Source organism: Paractinoplanes brasiliensis (assembly GCF_004362215.1).
GTDB lineage: Bacteria > Actinomycetota > Actinomycetes > Mycobacteriales > Micromonosporaceae > Actinoplanes > Actinoplanes brasiliensis.
The window spans coordinates 6,190,019-6,208,909 of record NZ_SNWR01000001.1; the positions used below are offsets into that span (position 1 = coordinate 6,190,019).

An 18,891-nucleotide genomic window follows, 5' to 3' on the forward strand; every position below is an offset into this window, starting at 1 on the left:
TATTTCGATCAAGGTCCGGCGCGGAGCCGATGATGATCAGATCGCGGATCGCGTCCATGGTCAGGAGGCGGGGATCAGGTCGGCGAGGAGCACCTCGATGCGTGACTTGATCTCGTCGCGGATCGGCCGGACCGACTCGACGCCCTTGCCGGCCGGGTCTTCCAGCTTCCAATCCTCGTAGCGCTTGCCGGGGAAGACGGGGCAGGCGTCGCCGCAGCCCATGGTGATGATGACGTCGGACTCCTTGGCGGCGTCCCAGGTCAGCTTGGTCGGGGTCTGGTCGGTGATGTCGATGCCGACCTCCCTCATCGCCTCGACCGCGGCCGGGTTGATTTGGTCGGCGGGTTCGGAGCCGGCGGAGCGGACCTCCACGGTGTCCCCGGCGAGGTGGCGCAGCCAGCCGGCGGCCATCTGGGAGCGGCCGGCGTTGTGGACGCAGACGAACAGGACGGTGGGCTTGGTGTCGCTCATGACAGGCGTCTTTCTCGAGGAGTGGCGGTGAGCCGGCTGGGCAGGTTCGGGATTCGGGTGTCGATCTCGGGCAGCTGGTGCGTGGTGCCGGCCGTGGCGAGGGCGGCGAGCCGGTCGGCGGCGAACTGTTCGGTGAGTTCCGGCAGCCGGGGGTCGGCGGAGGCGGTGCGGTGCGACGTAGCGGGTCACGGTGTCGTTGGTGTGGACGCCGTCAAAGCGTGCGGTCAATCTGGCGGTCGTTGTGGCGAGCAGCGCCTGGGTGTCGGTGTTCACAGGCGGTGAGCCGGGTCGGCGTCGTGTGGGACGACGACGGCGCCGGCGTTCTCGCCGGCGTGCGGGTACAGCGCCAGTACCAGGCCCACCCCGAGCAGCAGGCCGACGAGCTGGGCTGCGACGAAGCCTGGCACCGACGTGGGGGCGATGCCGGCGAAGGTGTCGGTGAACGCCCGGCCGACGGTGACGGCCGGGTTGGCGAAGCTGGTGCTGCTGGTGAACCAGTAGGCGGCGCCGATGTAGGCGCCGACCGCGGCCGGGGCGACCGAGGCCCGGCCGGACCGGACCAGCGCGAAGATCAGCAGGAGCAGGCCGACGACGGCGACGACCTCGCCGAGCCACAGATGCCCGTCGGCGCGGTCCTTGGTCGACATCGTGACCGGCGCCAGGTCGAACATCAGATTCGCCAGGATCGACCCGGCGATGGCGCCGAGGGTCTGCGCTACGGCGTACCCACCGAGCTCTTTGCCGGCGAGGCCGGTGCCGTGGCGTCGGCCGAGGAACCAGTCGGCCGCGGAGACGACCGGGTTGAAGTGGGCGCCGGAGACCGGGCCGAAGGTCAGGATCAACGCGCCGAGGGCGAACGCGGTGGCGACCGAATTCTGCAGCAGTTGCAGGCCGACGTCGTTGGGTGACAGCTTGACCGCCATGATGCCGGAGCCGACGACGGCGGTGACCAATAGTGCGGTGCCGAGGAACTCGGCGAGCAGCCGCCGCCACAAGGTGATCTGGTGCATGGCCTGAGACGACTCCGGTTCAGTTCGCGGGGATGGCGAGTTGGTCGAGCAGTACGCGGATACGGCGTTCGAGGTCGTCGCGGATCGGGCGCACCTGTTCCGGAGGGAGGCCGGCGGGGTCGTCGACGTCCCAGTTCTCGTACCGGGTGCCGGGGAAGATCGGGCAGGCGTCGCCACAGCCCATGGTGATCACGACGTCGGCGGCGCGGACGATCTCGTCGGTCCACGGTTTCGGGTATTCGCCGGTGATGTCGATGCCGCGTTCGGTCATCGCGGCGATCGCGGCCGGGTTGACCTGCGCGCCGGGTTCGGAGCCGCCGGACCAGGCGACCGCCCGGTCACCGGCGAACGCGGTGAAGAAGCCGAGGGCCATCTGCGAGCGGCCGGCGTTATGGGTGCACAGGAACAACACGACCGGTTTGCCGTCGCGATGGTGGCCCTCGACGCGGGCCAGGGCCTGCAGGCGCTGGCGGGCGAAGCGTTCGGCCAGCAGCGGCAGGTAGTTCGGGATCGTGTGGGCGGTGGCGAACTGGTCGTAGCTGGTGTGCAGGAACCGTTCGATGGTCTCGGGACCGTAGAGGCCGATGAACTCACCGGCCAGCCGGACGGCGGCGGTGCGCAGGGCGAGCTCCTGGTCGACGGAGAGGTCACGTTGGTCGGAGTGAAGCAGATCAGCCATGGTCGGCTCCGGGGTTGAGGGTGGGCGCGACGCGGTCGATGCGGTCGGCGAGGTCGGTGTAGGCGGCCTCGAACGCCTCGTCGGTGTCGACGCGGGCGGGGTCGGGCACCGACCAGTGCAGGCGCGGCCGGATCGGCCCGGTGAGGTCTTCGTGGGCGTTGTCGCAGACGGCGATGACCAGGTCACCGGCACCGACGACGTCGTCGATGTGATGGGTGCCGGCCGGGTCGAGGGCGAGACCGTGCTCGTGGGCGACCCGGACAGCGCGGGGGTGGACTCGCTGGGCCGGGATCGTGCCGGCGGAGGCCACCGGGCCGCCGACGCGGTCACGCCACAGGGCCGCGGCCAGTTGGGAGCGGGCGGAGTTGTGGGTGCAGACGAACACCACCCGCTCGGCACTGTCCAGCCGCGGCGCGGTCAACGAGGACAGTACGCCGGGCACGAGTCGCAGGTAGGTGCGGCGACGGTCGCCCTCGGACCGGGTCCGCACGAGCAGCCCGGCCTCCTGCAAGACCTTGACGTGGTGGGCGACGAGATTGGTGGGCATGGCGAGGTCGGCAGCGATCTCCCCGGGGGAGGCGTCGCCGAGGGTGAGCGCGTCGACGATGGCGAGGCGGGCGGGTTCGCCGAGCGCGGCGTGCACTCGGGCCCGCGCCGTCAGCAAAGAAGCTTCAGCGTTCATTGACTCAATAGTTGCTGAGCTTTTGCGTTTATGCAAGCGGAGGAGACGGACCGGTCCGGCGCCCCTGCCTCGGCCCTCCGTCGATGATGACCGCCTCATGGCGCATTCCTGCTCGCCTGTCCGTCGCGCTCAACCCAGTTCGGTATACCCCGGGGAGTATACCGAACTGTAATCAAATCCATCGCCGATCGCCAATGCCCAGCGTGCGGGCGGTGCCGGCGCCTCCGGCGAAGCAGGCGGCGGCCCGCGCGCTTGACGGAGCGGCCGATCCGTGCGCTACGGTGGCCGCAGATACCCCCGGGGGTATGCGAAGGAGGAGTTCCAGCAGATGCGTGAAGTTGACAAGACCACGTTCGCCGCCGCCCATCGTGACGGCGCCGTGGTCGTGGATGTCCGGGAGCCGTTCGAGTACGCCGCCGGGCATGTGCCCGGTGCGGCGCTGATGCCGTTGCGGCAGCTGCCGGCGCGGGCGGCCGAGTTGCCGCGTGGTGTGCCGGTCTACGTCGTGTGCGCCAGCGGCAACCGCAGCCTGTCCGCCGCCAATTTTCTGGCCGCGTCCGGTATCGACGCCCGGTCGGTGGCGGGCGGCACCGGAGCGTGGCAGCGCGCCGGCCGCCCGGTCGTGCGCGGCACGAGAGCCGCGGCCTGACCCCCGTTGATGACTGTAGAAGGAGCTCCGAGCGTGTTGCGTATCCTGCCGATCGACACCCCGACCCTGGGCGACCGCAGCTATCTGGTGCACGACGGCGAGGTGGCGTTCGTGGTCGACCCGCAGCGTGACATCGACCGGGTGCTGGACCTGGCCGCAAGCGAGGGCGTCCGGATCACTCACGTGTTCGAGACGCACATCCATAACGACTACGTCACCGGCGGTCACGCCCTCGCGGCGGCGACGGGCGCGGCGTACCACGTCAACGCCGACGATCCGGTCACGTTCGACCGTGTTCCGGTTCGCGACGGCGACGTGATCGCCGTGGGCGACAGCCTCCGGGTGCGGGTCCTGGCCACTCCCGGGCACACCTTCACCCACCTGTCGTACGCCCTGGCGGCCAACGGCGAACCGGTGGCGGTGTTCTCCGGTGGTTCCCTGCTGTACGGGTCGGTCGGCCGCCCCGACCTGCTCGGTCCCGACCACACCCACGCCCTCGTCCGGCACCAGTACGCCTCTGCGCAGCGGCTCGCGACCGAACTGCCGGATGCCGCCGGGGTGTATCCGACGCACGGGTTCGGCAGTTTCTGCTCCGCCACGCAGAGCGCAGCCGACGCCGCGACCATCGGCTCGGAGAAACTGGCCAACCCGGCGCTGACCCGCGACGAACAGACCTTCGTCGACGAACTGCTCGCCGGCTTGGACGCCTGGCCCGCCTACTACGCCCACATGGCGCCGGCCAACAGCGCCGGACCCGCCGAGCCCGACCTGACCCGGCCGGAGCGGGCCGACGCCGAGCAGATCCGTAAGCGGATCGCCGCCGGCGAGTGGGTGGTCGACCTGCGCAACCGGGTCGCGTTCACGGCCGGGCACGTCGCCGGGACGCTGAACTTCGGCCTGGACGGCAGCTTCGCGACCTACCTGGGATGGCTCATCCCGTGGGGCACGCCGGTGACCCTGCTCGCCGAGACCCCGGAGCAGGTCGAGGCAGCGCAGCGGGAACTGGTCCGCATCGGCATCGACCGGCCCGCCGCGTACGCCACCGGAACGCCCGCCGACTGGGTCGGCGGCGAGGGCCTCGCCACGATGCCGCGGGCCACCTTCGCCGACCTCGCCCAGGTCCTCCATCACCGCGCTGCCGCCGTGCTCGACGTGCGCCGCAACCTCGAGGCCGCCGAGGCGCGCATTGAGGGTGCCGTGCAGATCCCGCTGCACGAGCTGCTCCGCCGCATCGACGAGGTGCCTCTCGGCGAGGTGTGGGTGCACTGCGCGGCCGGTTACCGCGCGACCATCGCCGCCGGCCTGCTGGCCGCCCACGGCCGCCGTGCGGTCGTCATCGACGACGACTTCGACAAGGCCCGCGCCGACGGCCTGCTCACCCTCGCCGTCGCCTGATCCCGGCCCCGATCACCGCCGGGCGGCCTCCCCTTGGCTGCCCGGCGGACAACCCTGCCCGTGATCCAGCCTGCCCACATTCCAGCCGAACGAGGAGTCATGAACCCCACCCAGCCTGGCGCCGTGGACGCCACCACCCTGCGCGACCTGCTCGCCTCCCCGCACGGCGGACCGCGAGTGCTCGACGTGCGCACGCCCGGCGAGTTCGACAGCGCGCACATCCCCGGCGCCTACAACGTCCCGCTCGACCTGCTCCGCGAACACCGCGCCGAACTACGCGCCCACCTCGACGACCAGGTCGTGCTTGTCTGCCGCTCCGGCGCCCGCGCCACCCAGGCCGGGCAGACTCTCGCCGAGGCCGGCCTGCCCAACGTGCGGATCCTCGACGGCGGCATGCTCGCCTGGCAGGCCACCGATGCCCCGGTCAACCGGGTCCGGCCCCGCTGGGACCTGGAACGGCAGGTCCGCCTTGTCGCCGGCAGCATCGTGCTGGCCGGCGTCCTCGGCTCCCTGCTGCTGCCCGGCCTGCAGTGGGTCGCGGGCCTGCTCGGCGCCGGCCTGGCGGCAGCGGCGATCACCAACACCTGCGCCATGGGCATGCTGCTGGCCAAACTGCCCTACAACCGCGGTGTCGACGGCTGTGACTTCGACAGCATCGTCGGCCGGCTTCGCGACACCGCGCCGCCCGGAGACAGGCCATGACCCTCGCGCTCACGATCGTGCTCGCGGTCGGCATCGGCATCAGCCTCGGCCTGCTCGGCGGTGGCGGGTCCATCCTCGCCGTACCGCTGCTGGTCTACGTCGCCGGACTGCCCGCCAAGGAAGCCATCGCCACCTCGCTGCTGGTCGTCGGCACTACCAGCGCCGTCGCCGTCATCCCGCACGCCCGCGCCCACCGGGTCCGCTGGCGCACCGGCCTCATCTTCGGCGCCGCCGGCATGACCGGCGCCTACGCCGGCGGCCGGCTCGCCGCCCACATCCCCGGCACCGTCCTGCTCGCCGGCTTCGCCCTGATGATGCTCGCCACCTCCATCGCAATGATCCGCGGCCGCCGCCCCAAACCCGGCAAAACCGCACCGCACGAACTACCCGTCCTGCACGTCATCGCCGACGGCATCATCGTCGGCCTCGTCACCGGCCTGGTCGGCGCCGGCGGCGGCTTCCTCGTCGTTCCCGCCCTCGCCCTGCTCGGCGGCCTACCCATGCCCGTCGCAGTCGGCACCTCCCTGCTCGTGATCGCCATGAAGTCCTACGCCGGCCTGGCCGGCTACCTCTCCAGCGTCCACATCAACTGGCCGCTCGCCGCCGCCGTCACCGCCGCCGCCGTCCTCGGCAGCCTCGCCGGCGGACGACTCGCCGGACGCATCCCCGAACCACTGCTCCGCAAGACCTTCGGCTGGTTCGTCGCTGTCATGGGCGTCTTCGTCCTCGCGCAGCAGTCGCCGACCGGCCTGCTCACAAACCCGATCCTCTGGGCGGCCATTGCCGGGCTCGTCACCGCCGGGGGCGTCTGGGCTCTCGTACGCCGCCGGTCCGCAAGCCCGCCCGACATTCCCGGCGTCGCAAGGCGCGACGAGTCACCGGGCCTGCCGTCGGCCGGCCACCAGCGAGTGCCGCGGTGAGCACCGGCACGGCGCCGACCTCATCGCGATCACGCTGTCCGGATGAACCTCGTGCAGGCGCCAGGCCGACGGCCCTGGCCGCCGAGCTGTCCACCGTCCCGGTCATCGCACCCCGCACGGCACTATGACCCACGCCGCCCTCGAGGCCCCGCAGCAACTGGCCGCGACTGCTGTCCGAAAGATGAACATTTGGTTAATAGCTCTGTTCTGTGCCGCTTCGTGTCGAACAGAGGAGAAGGAAGGGCCGGCGTAGGCAGAGGACGGGTGACTGGTGAAGGCGAGACGCTGGATACGGGATCGCAAGGTCGCCACGAAGATCCTGGCGGTCGCCGGCGTGGCAGTGGCCGGTACCATCGTGACCGGTGGGCTCGCCCTGGCCGGGATCGGCGATCTGCAGAGCACCCGAGCGGCCGAGTTGCAGCGCGCCGTCCCTTACATCACCAGCCTGAACAAGGCCGCGTTGGAGGCGAAGGCCGCCGCGAACGACGAACGCGGCTACCTGATCGCGGGAGACGAGGCGTTCCGGGACGAGGCGCTCGGGCGCAAGGAGGCGGTCGACGGCGAGCTGGCCGCGGCCCGTGCCCTGGGCGCGGCGGCCGAGCGGGCCACCATCGACGACATCGCGGAGGCGACGGACGCGTGGTTCGCCGCGCTCGAGACCGAGTTCGGCACGTACGCCGGCGGCGACCGCCAGGCAGCCGTTTCGGTCGCGCTGGGCGCCAACCGTGACCTGCGCAAGACCTACGAGACGCTGCTCGCCGACGAGACCACCCGTGCCGACGAGGCCCTCATCGCCGGCCGCGACTTCGACGCCACCGTGCAGTCCACGCGCCAGGTCGTCCTCGTCGCGTTCGTCGCATCGGTCGTCCTTGCCGTTCTGCTCGCCCTGGCCTCAGCCCGGATGATCGTGACACCGCTGCGCAAGGTCTCCACCGTCCTGCAGGCGGTGGCCGACGGCGACCTCACCCAGGACGCGGATGTCGATCAGCGCGACGAACTCGGCCAGATGGCCGGCAGCCTGCGCCGGGCCACCGGCTCGCTGCGGGCGACGCTCGGTGACCTGTTGGTGCAGGCGCGCGCCCTGGACGACGCGGCGACCTCGCTCTCCGCGACCAGCAGCGACAGCTCGGTCAGCGCGCAGGCCGGTGCGCGGCACGCCGCCGCGGTGGCCGAGTCAGCGGCGATCATGTCGTCGAACATCCAGACTGTGGCCGCGGGCGCCGAGGAGATGGGCGCCTCGATCCGGGAGATCAGCCACAGCGCCACGCAGGCGGCTCAGGTCGCCGGCCGAGCTGTCGACCTCACCGCCACGACCACCACCGTGATGAGCAAGCTGGGCGATTCCTCGGCCGAGATCGGCAACGTGATCAAGGTGATCACCGCGATCGCGGAGCAGACGAACCTGCTCGCGCTCAACGCCACCATCGAGGCGGCCCGGGCCGGGGAGTCGGGGAAGGGCTTCGCGGTGGTGGCGTCGGAGGTGAAGGACCTGGCGCAGGAGACCGCGAAGGCCACCGAGGACATCAGCCGGCGGGTAGCCGCCATTCAGACCGACACCACCGGCGCGATCACCGCGATCGAGCAGATCAGCGCCACCATCGCGCAGATCAACGACTTCCAGACCACGATTGCCTCGGCCGTCGAGGAGCAGACCGTCACCACGAACGAGATGAGCCGCAACGTGGCCGAGGCGGCCAGCGCCGGTGGTCACGTGGCCGGCACCATCAACCAGGTCGCCGCCTCGGTGCGGTCGGCCACCAGCGGCGCCGACGACGCGCACCAGGCGGCCGGCCGGCTCACTCAGATGTCCGCCGACCTGCACCGCATCGTTGGCCGTTTCACGATCTGAACGGCTCGGGCGGCACGGTCGTCAGCCCGCGCGCTCGAGACGTGCTCCGCCTGAGCCCGCCTCCACCGATCGACGCCGTGATGGCTCGCCGGCCAAGGGGGATCCTCACCTTCAGCCTCAACCTCACCCCGGACGGTTGCCTCAACCATCGGAGGGCATCGCGGATCGGATCAATTCAAGATCCGACGTGGATACCGGGGCGGCGGCTCTGATCGGGTTCGTGCTTGCGGATGATCTCGCGGGTGACGGGGGCAGTGTCGCCGCGGCCGAGGAGGAAGTAGCGAATCATGTGGACCAGGGGACTGCCCTCGGCCCAGGCGAAGTAGCAGTGCGGGCGTACGCCTGTGGCGTCGCGCAGTGCGAGCAGGATCGCGGCGATGGCGTTGGGCGCGGCCGGTGCCTCGGTACGCAGGATGCGGTAGCCGTCGACGTCGAGGCCCCGGACGGTCAGGGTGTCGCTGAACGAGGACGGATCGACCACATCGACCTCCAGGAAGAGGATGTCGTTGGTGCCGGGGACCGGGTTGTCGCCGCGCTGTTCGCGCTCCTTGAACTGGTATTCGGCGGCGTCGCCGGTCTGGCGGCGGTGGGCGACCAGGTCGAGGGCGCCGTCGAGCTCGATCGACTCGGTGATGAAGCGGCGGGCGGTCTCGTCGAACTCGATGCTGTCCACGCGGAGCTCGGTGGTGCGGCTGACCCGGGAGATCAGCGAGACCGTGATGATGCCGGCGATGAACAGGCCGGAGATGGCGATGCCGTCGGGCTTCTCGATGATGTTCTCGACCAGGGCGTAGCCGAGGATCAGGGTGAGCAGCGCGAACCCGGCGGTGCTGGCGTGCTTGTGGTGGCGGAAGGCCCAGGCGGTGACGGCGAAGGCGCCGGAGACCATCATGGCCAGGATGCCGGTGGCGTACGCGCCGGCCTGCGCGTTGACGTCGGCGTCGAAGGCGATCGTGATGATCACGGTGATGGCGGTGTAGACCAGCACGACCGGGCGCACGGCCCGGCCCCACTCGGGCGCCATGCCGTAGCCGGGCAGGTAACGCGGCACGATGTTGACCAGCCCGGCCATCGCCGACGCGCCGGCGAACCACAGGATCAGGATGGTGCTGATGTCGTAGGCGGTGCCCACCACCTCGCCCAGCTGCTCGTGGGCCAGCCAGGCCAGCGCCCGGCCGGTGGCCTCGCCACCCGGCCCGAACTCCTCGCGCGGGATGAGCACGGTGGTGACCAAGCTGGCCGCGAGCAGATAAAAGCTCATGATCAACGCGGCCGTGGTGAGCAGCCGCCGGCTGTTGCGGATCCGCTGCTCCAAGTTCGACGCCGAGACCAGCGGCATCATGCTGACCCCGGTCTCGAAACCGGACAGGCCCAGCACCAGCAGCGGAAACGCCACGATGGCGGGTTGCAGCAGCCCGCCTACGTCACCGCCGCCCACGTCGCCGAGCGCGGCCGTCCAAGCCGACCAGGCCCCGGGATCGGTGACGACGTGGACCAGGCCGGCCCCGATGACCAGGGCGTTGAGGCCGAGGAAGAGCGCCACCAGTGGGATGGCGACGCTGACGGCCTCGCTGAAGCCGAGCAGGAAGACGAAGCCGAGCAGCAGGAGCAACCCGACGGTCAGCGCCACCTCATGCCCGTGCAGGAAGGACGGGAAGAACGGGTTTTCCACCACGTGCACGCTGGCGTCCGCGGCGGACAGGGTGATGGTGATCAGCCATGAGGTGGCGACGAAGCCGAGCAGGACCAGCACGAACAGCTTGCCCTGCCAGAACGGCAGCAGCCGTTCGAGCATGGCCACCGACCCGGCGCCGTGCGGGCTCTCCCGGGCCACCCGGCGATACATCGGCAGCACCCCGAACAGGGTGAGCGCGACGATGAGCAGGGTGGCCAGCGGGGAGACCGCCCCGGCCGCGGCGACGGCGATCGCCGGCACATAGGCCAGGCTGGAGAAGTAGTCCACCCCGGTCAGGCACATGACCTTCCACCACGAGTGCTGCTCGGTGTTCCCCTCACCGGCCGCCGGTCCGACCGGCTGCACCCGATGCCGCAGCAGCCAGCCCGCCACCCCCTGCGACGGCGGGACCTCGTGGGCCGGGGAGGCCATGACCGCCGGCACGGCGTACTCCGGCGGCACCTCAACGGGGGCGGGTTGCTCACTCACCGGGACAGGGTACGGGGTGGCTGCATCGATCGGTTGATCGAAACCGCGTTCAGCCGGGTCGTGAGCTGTGTCAGTACATGGCACGGCTGCGCCGCAAACTCGAGAACGACCCGGCCCGCCCGCAGCACCTCCTCACCGAGCCGGGCGCGGGTTACCGGCTCCGCCCCGATCTGTCGGTACTCGGTACTACCGGATAGCGGTACTCGGTGTTACCGTGTACTGGTACCTGGTGGCACTGGGTACCGGGTCTGAAGGAGGTGCGATGGAAGATCTGACGGAGATGTTGAAGGGCACGCTCGAAGGCTGCGTGCTCGAGATCATCAGCCGCGAGGAGACCTACGGGTACGCCATCACGCGCCGGCTGAACGACCTCGGCTTCACCGACGTCATCGACGGCACGGTGTACACGATCCTGCTGCGGCTGGAGCGCAACCAGCTCGTCCAGGTCACGAAAAGACCGTCCGAGGTGGGCCCGCCGCGCAAGTTCTACACGCTCAACGACGCCGGGCGCAGGGAACTCGCGACGTTCTGGGCCAAATGGCACTACGTCTCCGCGCGGATCGACAAACTTCGGGAGGGAGGATCATGAGTTTCTGGGAAACCGTCACGGGCAGTGATCTGACCCGGGACTGGAAGGCGTTCGAGGCTCGGGCGCAAGCTTTGCCGGGCGACTATCGGGCCGCGTGGGAGCAGATGGTCACGCACCTTTTCTCGTACGGAAGCTTCACGGGGCGCAATCTGACGCCGATCGCCGACGCGGCGCTGGGGCTGCTCGAGGAAGCTTCGGCCGAGGGGCAGAGCGTTCATGAGGTGATCGGTGACGACATTGCGGGCTTCTCGGCGGCTCTGGCCGGCGGGGCCGGGGCCCGGAACTACCGCGACCGCTGGCGCGAGCAGCTGAACCGCAACGTCGCTCGCAAACTGGCCCGGCTGGGGGACTGACATGGGTCTTCAGGACATGATCGAGGGCAAGAGGCAGTGGCGGGGACACGTGGCCCGGGTCAAGGCGCTGCCACCCGACTATCGGATCGTCTACGACGAGATCCAGCGATATCTGTTCAAGGTCGGTCCGGTCGGCCTGCTCGACGGTGGGCTGCTTCCAGAACTCGTCGAGTTCTTCGAGGAAAGCGCCGCAGCGGGTCGGGGGGTTCTCGAAGTTACCGGCACTGATGTCGCGGCCTTCGTCGACGACCTGATCAAGGATACGCCCACCGAGTCCGGCGCTGACTGATCGCGTGTGCGCCAGACCGACCGGGTCTACCGCACGCGCACGGAGAAGTACGTCGTGCACCTCGAGCGGTCCGAGGGCGCACGATCGAGGACCTCGACATCTGACCCGAGTCTGACACCACGGACGAGCCGACGTCGGCCGCCCGGCGATGACTGCTGCCCGCCGTACTGGAGGCGAAAGATGGAAACAGCGATCCGGGTCACCGGACTCCGCAAGACCTACCGGGAACTGTCCGTCCTTGAGGGCGTCGATTTCGAAGTGGCGCGGGGGAACATCTTCGCGCTGCTGGGATCCAACGGCGCCGGCAAGACCACGGTCGTACGCATCCTGTCCACCCTGCTCAAGCCGGACGGCGGCAAGGCGGTGGTCAACGCTTCCACTCGATGCCGATCGCCCGTTCCTCGGTGCTGTGGGGGCACGTGCTGACCTCGCTGGTCTCCAACGGCATCTCGGCGGCGGTCATCGTCGGAGTCGGGCTGGTGATCGGTTTCCGCACCTCGGCCGGGGTGCTTGCCTGGCTCGCCATGGCCGGCATCCTTGCACTGTTCACGCTGGCCCTGACCTGGCTCGCGATCATCGCCGGCCTGAGCGCCTCCACTCCCGACGGCGCGTCCGCCTTCTCCTACCCGCTGATCTTTCTGCCCTTCATCAGCTCGGCCTTCGTCCCCACCGGGACCATGCCCGGCCCGGTGCGCGCCTTCGCCGAGAACCAGCCGGTGACCGCGATCGTGAACGCCATCCGGGCACTGTTCGACAAGCAGCCGGTCGGCACCGGCATCTGGATCGCGCTCGCCTGGTGTGCCGGCATCCTGGTCGTCGCCTACGCGTTCGCCATGGCTGTCTACCGTCGCAAAATCGCCTGAACGGCCGATCACGTCAACCCCGTCGGAGCTCTCCGCGGGCGTGGAGGCCTCGCTGGCGCCGCCGTTGTCCACCTCCTGATCCGAGACGTCAGCCCGGTCCGGCTTGAACGCGAGCCATCACCCGGAACGCCGCTTCGTCGCGGTCGGCCCTTGGCCTCGTACAGGGCTGTCAGCTCGTCGAGTCCCTGATCGGGGGACTCGACCAGCTCGGCGCGTTCCTTGGCGAGCGGGGCACGTCCGGTGTCGTGCCGGCTGCTGGCAGAGGCGTACTCGCCCGGAGCCATCGACACCCCACCAGCGACGAGACCCAGGACCCTGCGGTGATGATGGGCCCGCCGGCCAGGGTCGCACCGGCCAATCCGACGACGAGGCCCGCGGTCGACACGATGCCGTCGTCAACGCCCAGCACGCCGGCCGCTCAGTCGCCGTCGGGTCCCCCGGGCACGGCGGTGGGGCTGAAGTTGCCGGTCCAGGAGGCTTTCGCCCCGGAGTCACCGATGCGGTAGGTGTCGTAGACGGCGGCCGCGCCGGCGAGGATCGCGAGGACGGCGACGACCCGGGTGATGGTGACCGACATCGGGGCCAGATAGGTGCGCCGCTGACCGGTTCCGGCAGTACCAGTAGTGCCGGCAGAGGCGGTGGCCTCCCGTTGCCGCCACCAGATCAGCAGAGCCAGCACGGCCACCGGCAGGGCGACCCCAATGGCGGTGTCGCCGAGCTCGGCGTGGTGACGCACCAACTCGGTTTCGGCGACGCGGTGCTCCAGCCATTCCCCGGCGCTGGTGGTGACGGGCACCAGCGCGACGACCAGCACCGACAGGATCGCGTTCGGGCCGGCCAGGCGACGGCGCAGCGCCGGCCAGACGGCGGTCAGCACGAGCAGCAGCGCGGCGAGTGGGAGCAACACCACGATGGCGTGCACCAGCAGGATATGCGCCGGTAGTCCGTTGACGGAGCCCATGAATGTCCTTCCAAGTCGGCAGCGGAGGTGACGCGAACCGGCTGACTCACGATCGGCCCGGCGTCCGGGGCGAAGGCTATGGACCGAATCTTCGAGTCTTCCCATCTTCGCCGGAGACGCTGGAGCGGCCGGCCGAACGGGAAAGGGGCCGTGAACCGCCGTGAGCATGACCAGAGTGACAGGACGGGTCCGGCTGACCCCCACGGGCCGCACGGGCCGCGGACCGCGTGTGCCGCAGCGGTGGTGGGCCGATCTGGCCGGCTCGGCCGCACTGCTCAGCGCGGTCGTCGTGGTGGCGTTGTGGGTGCACAGGCCACGTTACGTGAGGCCGGCGTCGGTCCTGATCACATCCGTACCGAGGAGTTCGCGTAGTGAACACACCGGCTCCGCGTCCCGCACACCTGCCGTGCGCGCTACGACCGTCAACGGAACGGTGCCGCAGACCCGATGGGGGCCGGTCCAGATCCAGGCTGTCATCGTCGGGAAGAAGATCACCGGCGTGCGGGTGCTGCAGCATCCGACTGGCAACAGCCACGACGACCAGATCAACGCGTACGCCCTGCCGCAGCTGCGCCAGCAGGTCCTGCGGGCTCGGAGCGCCCGGATCGACGGGGTCAGCGGCGCCACCGTGACCAGCGACGGCTACCGAGCAGTCGCTGCGGGCTGCACCCGACGCGGCACACCTGCGATGAGCGGCCGACCTGCGACAGTGATGTCATGACCGATGCTGTCGTGCCCGCGGCCCGGGTGCTGGTGGTCGAGGATGACCGCGAGCTGGGCCCGCTGCTGCTGCGCCTGTTCCGCGGCGCCGGGTACGAGCCGGACCTGGCCGCGGATGGTCAGGCCGGTCTGCACCTGGCCCTGACCCGCCGCTACGACGCCATGATCCTGGACCGGGGACTTCCGGCTGTCGAGGGCCTGGACCTGCTCGGCCGGCTCCGCAAGTCGGGGGTCGATGTTCCGGCGCTGGTGCTGACCGCGCTCGGCACCACCGCGGATCGGGTGACCGGTCTGGACAGCGGCGCCGAGGACTATCTCGTCAAGCCGTTCGAGGTCGATGAACTGCTCGCTCGAGTCCGGGTGCTGCTGCGCCGGCGGTCCACGACAGCGGGGGAGCAGCTGCCGGTGGGCCGGGCGACGTTCGATCTGATTGCCCGGACAGTGACTGACCCCGACGGGTCGGTGGTGGCATTGTCGGGCCGCGAGAGTGACCTGCTGCGGCTGCTGGCCCAGCACCCGGGGCGGGCGTTCACCCGGGAGCAGATCCTCACCCGGGTCTTCCCCGATGCCACCGGGGTCGCTCTGGTCGACACCTATGTGCATTACCTGCGCCGCAAACTCGGCCCGGCGGTGGTCGCCACGGTGCGGGGTGTCGGGTACCGGCTGGGGGCAGGATGAGGAACCGGGCCGTGGCCGGAACCGATCCCGATCGGATCCCGCTGTCGCGGGCGAGGCGGGTGATCGCCTGGCAGACGGCGGCTGCGATCACCGTGAGCCTGCTGGTCGTCGGCGTGCTGGCCTTGATCGTGGTCGTGCACAGCCAGAATGCCGCCGCGACGAGCCTGCTGCGGCAGACCGCAGCCACCGCGGAGGACGTGGACGACCCACCACCCGGGGTGTGGATCTTCATACAGAACGCCGACCGCAGGATCGACGCGTCCGAAGACGTGCCCACCGGGCTACCCGACCGGGACGGGTTCGACCAGGTCCGTGACGGCGGTGGCGATGTGCTCTCCACCATCGACGGCCGCGAAGGCGGCTATCTGGCCCTGACGAGCCGGCGCGGCTCGCGGACCGTGCAGGTCGTCATGAGCCGTCACGAACAACACGACGAACGCGAACGGCTGCTCGGCGCCCTCGCCGTCGGTGAACTGGTGGGCCTGCTCATCGCGGCCCTCTCGGCTGGGCTGCTCGCCCGCCGTGCGACCGCCCCCCTCGCCGAAGCCCTCAGCCGGCAGCGGCAGTTCGTCGCCGACGCCAGCCATGAATTGCGTACCCCGCTGACTCAGCTGCACACCCGGGCTCAACTGCTGCAGATGGACTTGCGCGCGGGCGCCGCCGTCACCGAGGTCACCGCCGACGTCGACCATCTCGTCACCGGCACCCGGCACCTCGGCGAGGTCGTCGAAGACCTGCTGCTGTCCACCCAGCTCACCCGCCGCGACGACATCCGTCTGCCGGTCGATCTGAAGGTCGTCGCCTCCGACGTCATCGCCGAGCAAGCCCCTCGGGCGGATGATCAGCACGTGGCGCTGACACTCGACCCTGGTATCGGTGCGCCCACGATGGTGCGCGGTCACCAGGTGGCCCTGCGGCGGGTTCTGACGGCCTTGGTCGACAACGCCCTGAGTCACACCCCGGCCGGCGGGCACGTGAGCGTCGTCATCGGTCGTGAGCACGGCATGGTCACGGTGGTGGTCCGCGACGACGGCGCAGGTTTCGACCCGGCTCAAGCGCAACGCCTGTTCGCCCGCTTCGCCCGGGCCGGCGACGACGATCACCGCCGTTTCGGGCTCGGCCTGGCCTTGGCCCGGGAAGTCATCGCCGGTCACGGCGGCACGATCGACGCCTGGGGACAACCAGGTCAGGGAGCGGCTTTCACCATCCGGCTCCCGCCGGCACCGGAGCCGTGAGCCGGCATACGCCACGAAAGCGCCTTCGGGCGAGCGGTGTCAGCGGCAGAGAACTTCCGACAACCCGGTGATGTCCAGGACTTGCTGAACGATGCCGTGACCGTTGACGACGGTGAATGTGCGCTGAGCTGCGGTGGCGGCCTGGTAGCCGGCTACCAAGGCGGCTACGGCAAAAGAGTCGATGAGGCGGGTGTGCTCGAGGTCGACGAGGATCTGCGTAACGTGCGGCCGGGCGGCGGCGTCGACCAGCGCCTGGGTGAGAGTGCTCCCGGCACTCATGTCGAACTCGCCGGACAAGCATATTCGCAGCACACCGGTGGGCGTCTGCTGGTAGGACACGGTGAAGGGTGGAGTCGTCACGAGCGCACTGTCTACCACGCGGGTATGACAACGGCGCCTCACGAACGGGGCTCACCGGCGCGCGGCGGGGGAAACACGGACCAGAGGTGCTTGGTCGTCGGCGGTGACGGTCACGCCACGCGCTACCGTGGACGCCGTGACGAGCACAGCAGCGACCACGGTGGGCCGCACGGCCCGCCTCGCGCTGCTGCTCGCGACCGCTCTCGGGCTGACGCTCATGCACACACTCGGTCACACCGGCGTCCGCGCCGACCCACACCCGGCGATGACCGGCATGAGCACCGCTGTGGCGGCAGATGCCGCCGGAATGCTGTCCGCGGTGGTAACCGCGGCGCAGCCGTGTCCGGACGGGCACTGCGACGGCCACGGCGGGCACGGCTCCGGAGCGTGGAGCGCCTGCCTGGCCATCCTGACCGGCCTGGCCGTGATCATGATGCTGCTCTGGCTGCTCACCGCAATCGGGGGCCATCGTCTGCTTCCCGTGCCCGCCGTGCCGCGGTCACTGTCCCCACGGGCACCACCGGATCGCACCACCGGGCTCATCCTGGCATCGGCAGCGGTACTGCGCATATAGCAACGCCACCTCGACGTCGACCGGCCAACGGTCGTGTCGAGGCGTTCGCGCGTACCCGACATCCTGCCGAAAGGTTACGTTCCGCAATGATGCGTAATTCCCAGCTGCCCGCCACCGTGCTGCGCAGCGCCCTGCTCGCCGGCGCCGCCGTCACCGCCACCCTCGTCCTGTCAGCCTGCGGCGGCAACGACCACTCCTCGACCGGCACCGGCATGAACCACGGCGCCACCACCGGCGGGTCCCCGGCCGCCTCGGCGGTCGGCACCTTCAACGACGCCGACGTCACCTTCGCCCAGGCCATGATCCCGCACCACCAGCAGGCCGTGCAGATGGCGGACATGGCCGACGGCCGCGTCGCCGATGCCGAGGTCAAAGAGCTCGCCGGCAAGATCCGGGCCGCGCAGCAGCCGGAGATCGACACCATGACCGGCTGGCTGACCGCCTGGGGCAAGCCCGCCCCCGAACCGCACATGAGCATGGGTTCCGGCGGGGAGCACGGCTCGATGCCCGGCATGATGACCGACGACGACATGAACAAGCTCATGGACGCCAAAGGCGCGGCGTTCGACAAGCACTTCCTGACCATGATGATCAGCCACCACGAGGGCGCCATCGAGATGGCCCGGACCGAGGTGAAGCAGGGCTCCAACCCGGAGGCCAAGGCCCTCGCGCAGAAGATCATCACCGATCAGCAGGCCGAGATCGCCACGATGAGGACCATCCTCGAACGCCTCTGATCCGTCGGATCGCGCGGGCGGTCAGGCGTGACCCGCCTGGCCGCCCCAGCCCGCCGGCTCGTACGTGCGGTCTCGCACACGGTGTGCGGCGAGTCCGCCAAACCGGCCGAGTGACGCCGTCTTCACGGTGGCGCACCACTCGCACGGCAAGGGCCAACAGGCGGGTGTCTGCGTGCCGGGCTGCCGTCACGAAGGGGGAGGATGGCCTGTTCTGGTCCTGACCTGTGCGCCCGGTCAACCGTGTGTCCGATTACCGATGGAGAATTCTGAGTATGAGACGGCTCTTTGTTGTGGGTGCGTTGTCGGTCTTGACGATGGCCGGTTGCGGCGGCACCGGCGGTTCTGCTCCCGTCGCCGGACCGGCCGGCGCGACCGTGGCGGCGTCGTCGTCGGCTGAGGCGCAGCCGCTGCTGGCCCGCCATGGTCTGGCGGGCAAGAGCACGGTGGAGGTCATCGACCAGCTCGACCGGTTGGACCCGCAGCGGCGCCCCGCCGGCCTGAAGGCATCCGTGCGAGCCGGTGAACTGCTGATCTCCGACGGCGGACAGGAGCACAGCCTGCCGATCCCGGCCGACCGGTTCTATCTGTCGGTCGGCCCGTACCTGCAGCAGACCCACGACTGCTTCTTCCACGCGCCCACCGGCTGCAAGGGTGAACTGGCCGGCAAACAGGTGCAGGTCAAGATCGTGAACGATGCCGACGGCGCGGTCCTGGTGGATGAGTCGCGCACCACCTTCGCCAACGGCTTCGTCGGGTTCTGGCTGCCGCGCAACATCACCGGCACCCTGCGGATCACCTCCGACGGCAGGACCGCCGAGTCGAAGATCAGCACCGGCGCAGACGCGCCGACCTGCCTGACCACGCTGCGACTGGCCTGACCACCACGTGGCCCGGGGCAAGCCTCGGGCCACGTCGGTGCGCTGCCGGTCAGCCGCCTGGCCGGCGGGAATCGCCACGGCGGGCACTTCGTGGTGCCACGGCCGAAGGCGTGCAGCGCGTCACCACCCCGGG

23 protein-coding genes and 2 pseudogenes are annotated in these 18,891 nt (G+C 70.1%); 17 read left to right on the forward strand and 8 right to left on the reverse strand.

What is annotated here, in order from left to right; all coding sequences use genetic code 11:
• Positions 1–60: 60 nt before the first annotated feature.
• From C8E87_RS28090 to C8E87_RS28105, 4 genes are all read right to left on the reverse strand, one after another.
• Positions 61–471, reverse strand: coding sequence for an arsenate reductase ArsC (locus C8E87_RS28090; RefSeq protein ID WP_133875862.1), 411 nt, complete (start codon positions 469–471; stop codon positions 61–63).
• Positions 472–740: 269 nt separating this feature from the next.
• The gene (locus C8E87_RS28095; RefSeq protein ID WP_133875863.1) at positions 741–1,481 is read right to left on the reverse strand and encodes an aquaporin; all 741 of its coding nucleotides are present in this window, start codon (positions 1,479–1,481) and stop codon (positions 741–743) included.
• A 19-nt stretch (positions 1,482–1,500) separates the two neighbouring features.
• Complete coding sequence (locus C8E87_RS45760) at positions 1,501–2,160, reverse strand: arsenate reductase ArsC (RefSeq protein WP_133875864.1); 660 nt, start codon at positions 2,158–2,160, stop codon at positions 1,501–1,503.
• The gene (locus tag C8E87_RS28105) at positions 2,153–2,842 is read right to left on the reverse strand and encodes an arsenate reductase/protein-tyrosine-phosphatase family protein (protein ID WP_133875865.1); all 690 of its coding nucleotides are present in this window, start codon (positions 2,840–2,842) and stop codon (positions 2,153–2,155) included. Before C8E87_RS28105 ends, C8E87_RS45760 begins: the two co-directional genes overlap by 8 nt.
• Before the next feature lie 328 nt (positions 2,843–3,170).
• Between C8E87_RS28105 and C8E87_RS28110 the strand changes: the two genes are divergently transcribed.
• From C8E87_RS28110 to C8E87_RS28130, 5 genes are all read left to right on the forward strand, one after another.
• Positions 3,171–3,491 (forward strand): rhodanese-like domain-containing protein, encoded by a 321-nt coding sequence (locus C8E87_RS28110; RefSeq protein WP_133875866.1) that lies wholly within the window; start codon positions 3,171–3,173, stop codon positions 3,489–3,491.
• A 9-nt stretch (positions 3,492–3,500) separates the two neighbouring features.
• Positions 3,501–4,886, forward strand: a complete 1,386-nt coding sequence (locus C8E87_RS28115; RefSeq protein ID WP_133875867.1) for an MBL fold metallo-hydrolase — start codon at positions 3,501–3,503, stop codon at positions 4,884–4,886.
• Between the two features lie 99 nt (positions 4,887–4,985).
• Entirely contained in the window at positions 4,986–5,588 is a 603-nt protein-coding gene (locus tag C8E87_RS28120) for a rhodanese-like domain-containing protein (protein ID WP_133875868.1), read from the forward strand.
• On the forward strand, positions 5,585–6,508 hold the full coding sequence (locus tag C8E87_RS28125) for a sulfite exporter TauE/SafE family protein (protein ID WP_133875869.1): 924 nt from the start codon (positions 5,585–5,587) through the stop codon (positions 6,506–6,508). The genes C8E87_RS28120 and C8E87_RS28125 overlap by 4 nt, the downstream gene beginning before the upstream one ends.
• A gap of 271 nt (positions 6,509–6,779) precedes the next feature.
• Positions 6,780–8,357 (forward strand): methyl-accepting chemotaxis protein, encoded by a 1,578-nt coding sequence (locus C8E87_RS28130; protein ID WP_133875870.1) that lies wholly within the window; start codon positions 6,780–6,782, stop codon positions 8,355–8,357.
• Between the two features lie 175 nt (positions 8,358–8,532).
• Here C8E87_RS28130 and C8E87_RS28135 read toward each other — a convergent pair whose 3' ends face one another.
• The gene (locus C8E87_RS28135; RefSeq protein WP_133877125.1) at positions 8,533–10,464 is read right to left on the reverse strand and encodes an APC family permease; all 1,932 of its coding nucleotides are present in this window, start codon (positions 10,462–10,464) and stop codon (positions 8,533–8,535) included.
• A gap of 134 nt (positions 10,465–10,598) precedes the next feature.
• Between C8E87_RS28135 and C8E87_RS28140 the strand changes: the two genes are divergently transcribed.
• The 6 genes and pseudogenes from C8E87_RS28140 to C8E87_RS28165 form a co-directional block, all read left to right on the forward strand.
• Positions 10,599–10,718, forward strand: coding sequence for a winged helix-turn-helix domain-containing protein (locus C8E87_RS28140; RefSeq protein WP_438866166.1), 120 nt, complete (start codon positions 10,599–10,601; stop codon positions 10,716–10,718).
• 65 nt (positions 10,719–10,783) lie between these two features.
• On the forward strand, positions 10,784–11,110 hold the full coding sequence (locus C8E87_RS28145; RefSeq protein WP_133875871.1) for a PadR family transcriptional regulator: 327 nt from the start codon (positions 10,784–10,786) through the stop codon (positions 11,108–11,110).
• Positions 11,107–11,463, forward strand: a complete 357-nt coding sequence (locus C8E87_RS28150; protein WP_133875872.1) for a DUF1048 domain-containing protein — start codon at positions 11,107–11,109, stop codon at positions 11,461–11,463. Before C8E87_RS28145 ends, C8E87_RS28150 begins: the two co-directional genes overlap by 4 nt.
• A gap of 1 nt (position 11,464) precedes the next feature.
• Positions 11,465–11,752: a DUF1048 domain-containing protein gene (locus C8E87_RS28155; RefSeq protein WP_133875873.1), complete on the forward strand. Its 288-nt coding sequence runs from the start codon at positions 11,465–11,467 to the stop codon at positions 11,750–11,752.
• Between the two features lie 180 nt (positions 11,753–11,932).
• Positions 11,933–12,124: pseudogene (locus tag C8E87_RS28160) on the forward strand (ATP-binding cassette domain-containing protein); the annotation flags it as partial.
• A pseudogene (locus C8E87_RS28165) lies at positions 12,121–12,615 on the forward strand (ABC transporter permease); the annotation flags it as partial. The pseudogenes C8E87_RS28160 and C8E87_RS28165, both read left to right, overlap by 4 nt.
• Positions 12,616–12,623: 8 nt before the next feature.
• Here C8E87_RS28165 and C8E87_RS28170 read toward each other — a convergent pair.
• Positions 12,624–12,899 (reverse strand): VIT1/CCC1 transporter family protein, encoded by a 276-nt coding sequence (locus C8E87_RS28170; protein WP_239080335.1) that lies wholly within the window; start codon positions 12,897–12,899, stop codon positions 12,624–12,626.
• Positions 12,900–13,033: 134 nt separating this feature from the next.
• Positions 13,034–13,576 (reverse strand): DUF2231 domain-containing protein, encoded by a 543-nt coding sequence (locus C8E87_RS28175; RefSeq protein ID WP_133875874.1) that lies wholly within the window; start codon positions 13,574–13,576, stop codon positions 13,034–13,036.
• Between the two features lie 175 nt (positions 13,577–13,751).
• On the opposite strand from C8E87_RS28175, the gene C8E87_RS28180 reads away from it, so the two are divergent.
• The 3 genes from C8E87_RS28180 to C8E87_RS28190 are packed head-to-tail and all read left to right on the forward strand — an operon-like array spanning position 13,752 to position 16,209.
• Positions 13,752–14,297 carry an FMN-binding protein gene (locus C8E87_RS28180; RefSeq protein WP_243755161.1) on the forward strand — a complete coding sequence of 182 codons (546 nt, stop codon included), beginning with the start codon at positions 13,752–13,754 and terminating at the stop codon, positions 14,295–14,297.
• Entirely contained in the window at positions 14,294–14,974 is a 681-nt protein-coding gene (locus C8E87_RS28185) for a response regulator transcription factor (RefSeq protein WP_203720725.1), read from the forward strand. The genes C8E87_RS28180 and C8E87_RS28185 overlap by 4 nt, the downstream gene beginning before the upstream one ends.
• 11 nt (positions 14,975–14,985) lie before the next feature.
• Positions 14,986–16,209, forward strand: a complete 1,224-nt coding sequence (locus C8E87_RS28190) for a sensor histidine kinase (protein ID WP_239080333.1) — start codon at positions 14,986–14,988, stop codon at positions 16,207–16,209.
• 39 nt (positions 16,210–16,248) lie between these two features.
• Here the strand turns inward: C8E87_RS28190 and C8E87_RS28195 are convergent, their stop codons facing one another.
• A complete protein-coding gene (locus C8E87_RS28195; protein ID WP_133875877.1) occupies positions 16,249–16,569 on the reverse strand; it encodes an STAS domain-containing protein in 321 nt (106 codons plus the stop codon).
• A gap of 136 nt (positions 16,570–16,705) precedes the next feature.
• Between C8E87_RS28195 and C8E87_RS28200 the strand changes: the two genes are divergently transcribed.
• The 3 genes from C8E87_RS28200 (at position 16,706) to C8E87_RS28210 (ending at position 18,758) form a co-directional block, all read left to right on the forward strand.
• Positions 16,706–17,143 (forward strand): DUF6153 family protein, encoded by a 438-nt coding sequence (locus tag C8E87_RS28200; RefSeq protein WP_133875878.1) that lies wholly within the window; start codon positions 16,706–16,708, stop codon positions 17,141–17,143.
• Positions 17,144–17,229: 86 nt separating this feature from the next.
• Complete coding sequence (locus C8E87_RS28205) at positions 17,230–17,880, forward strand: DUF305 domain-containing protein (RefSeq protein WP_203720724.1); 651 nt, start codon at positions 17,230–17,232, stop codon at positions 17,878–17,880.
• A 272-nt stretch (positions 17,881–18,152) separates the two neighbouring features.
• Positions 18,153–18,758 carry a CueP family metal-binding protein gene (locus C8E87_RS28210; RefSeq protein ID WP_133875879.1) on the forward strand — a complete coding sequence of 202 codons (606 nt, stop codon included), beginning with the start codon at positions 18,153–18,155 and terminating at the stop codon, positions 18,756–18,758.
• The last annotated feature ends 133 nt before the right edge of the window (positions 18,759–18,891 follow it).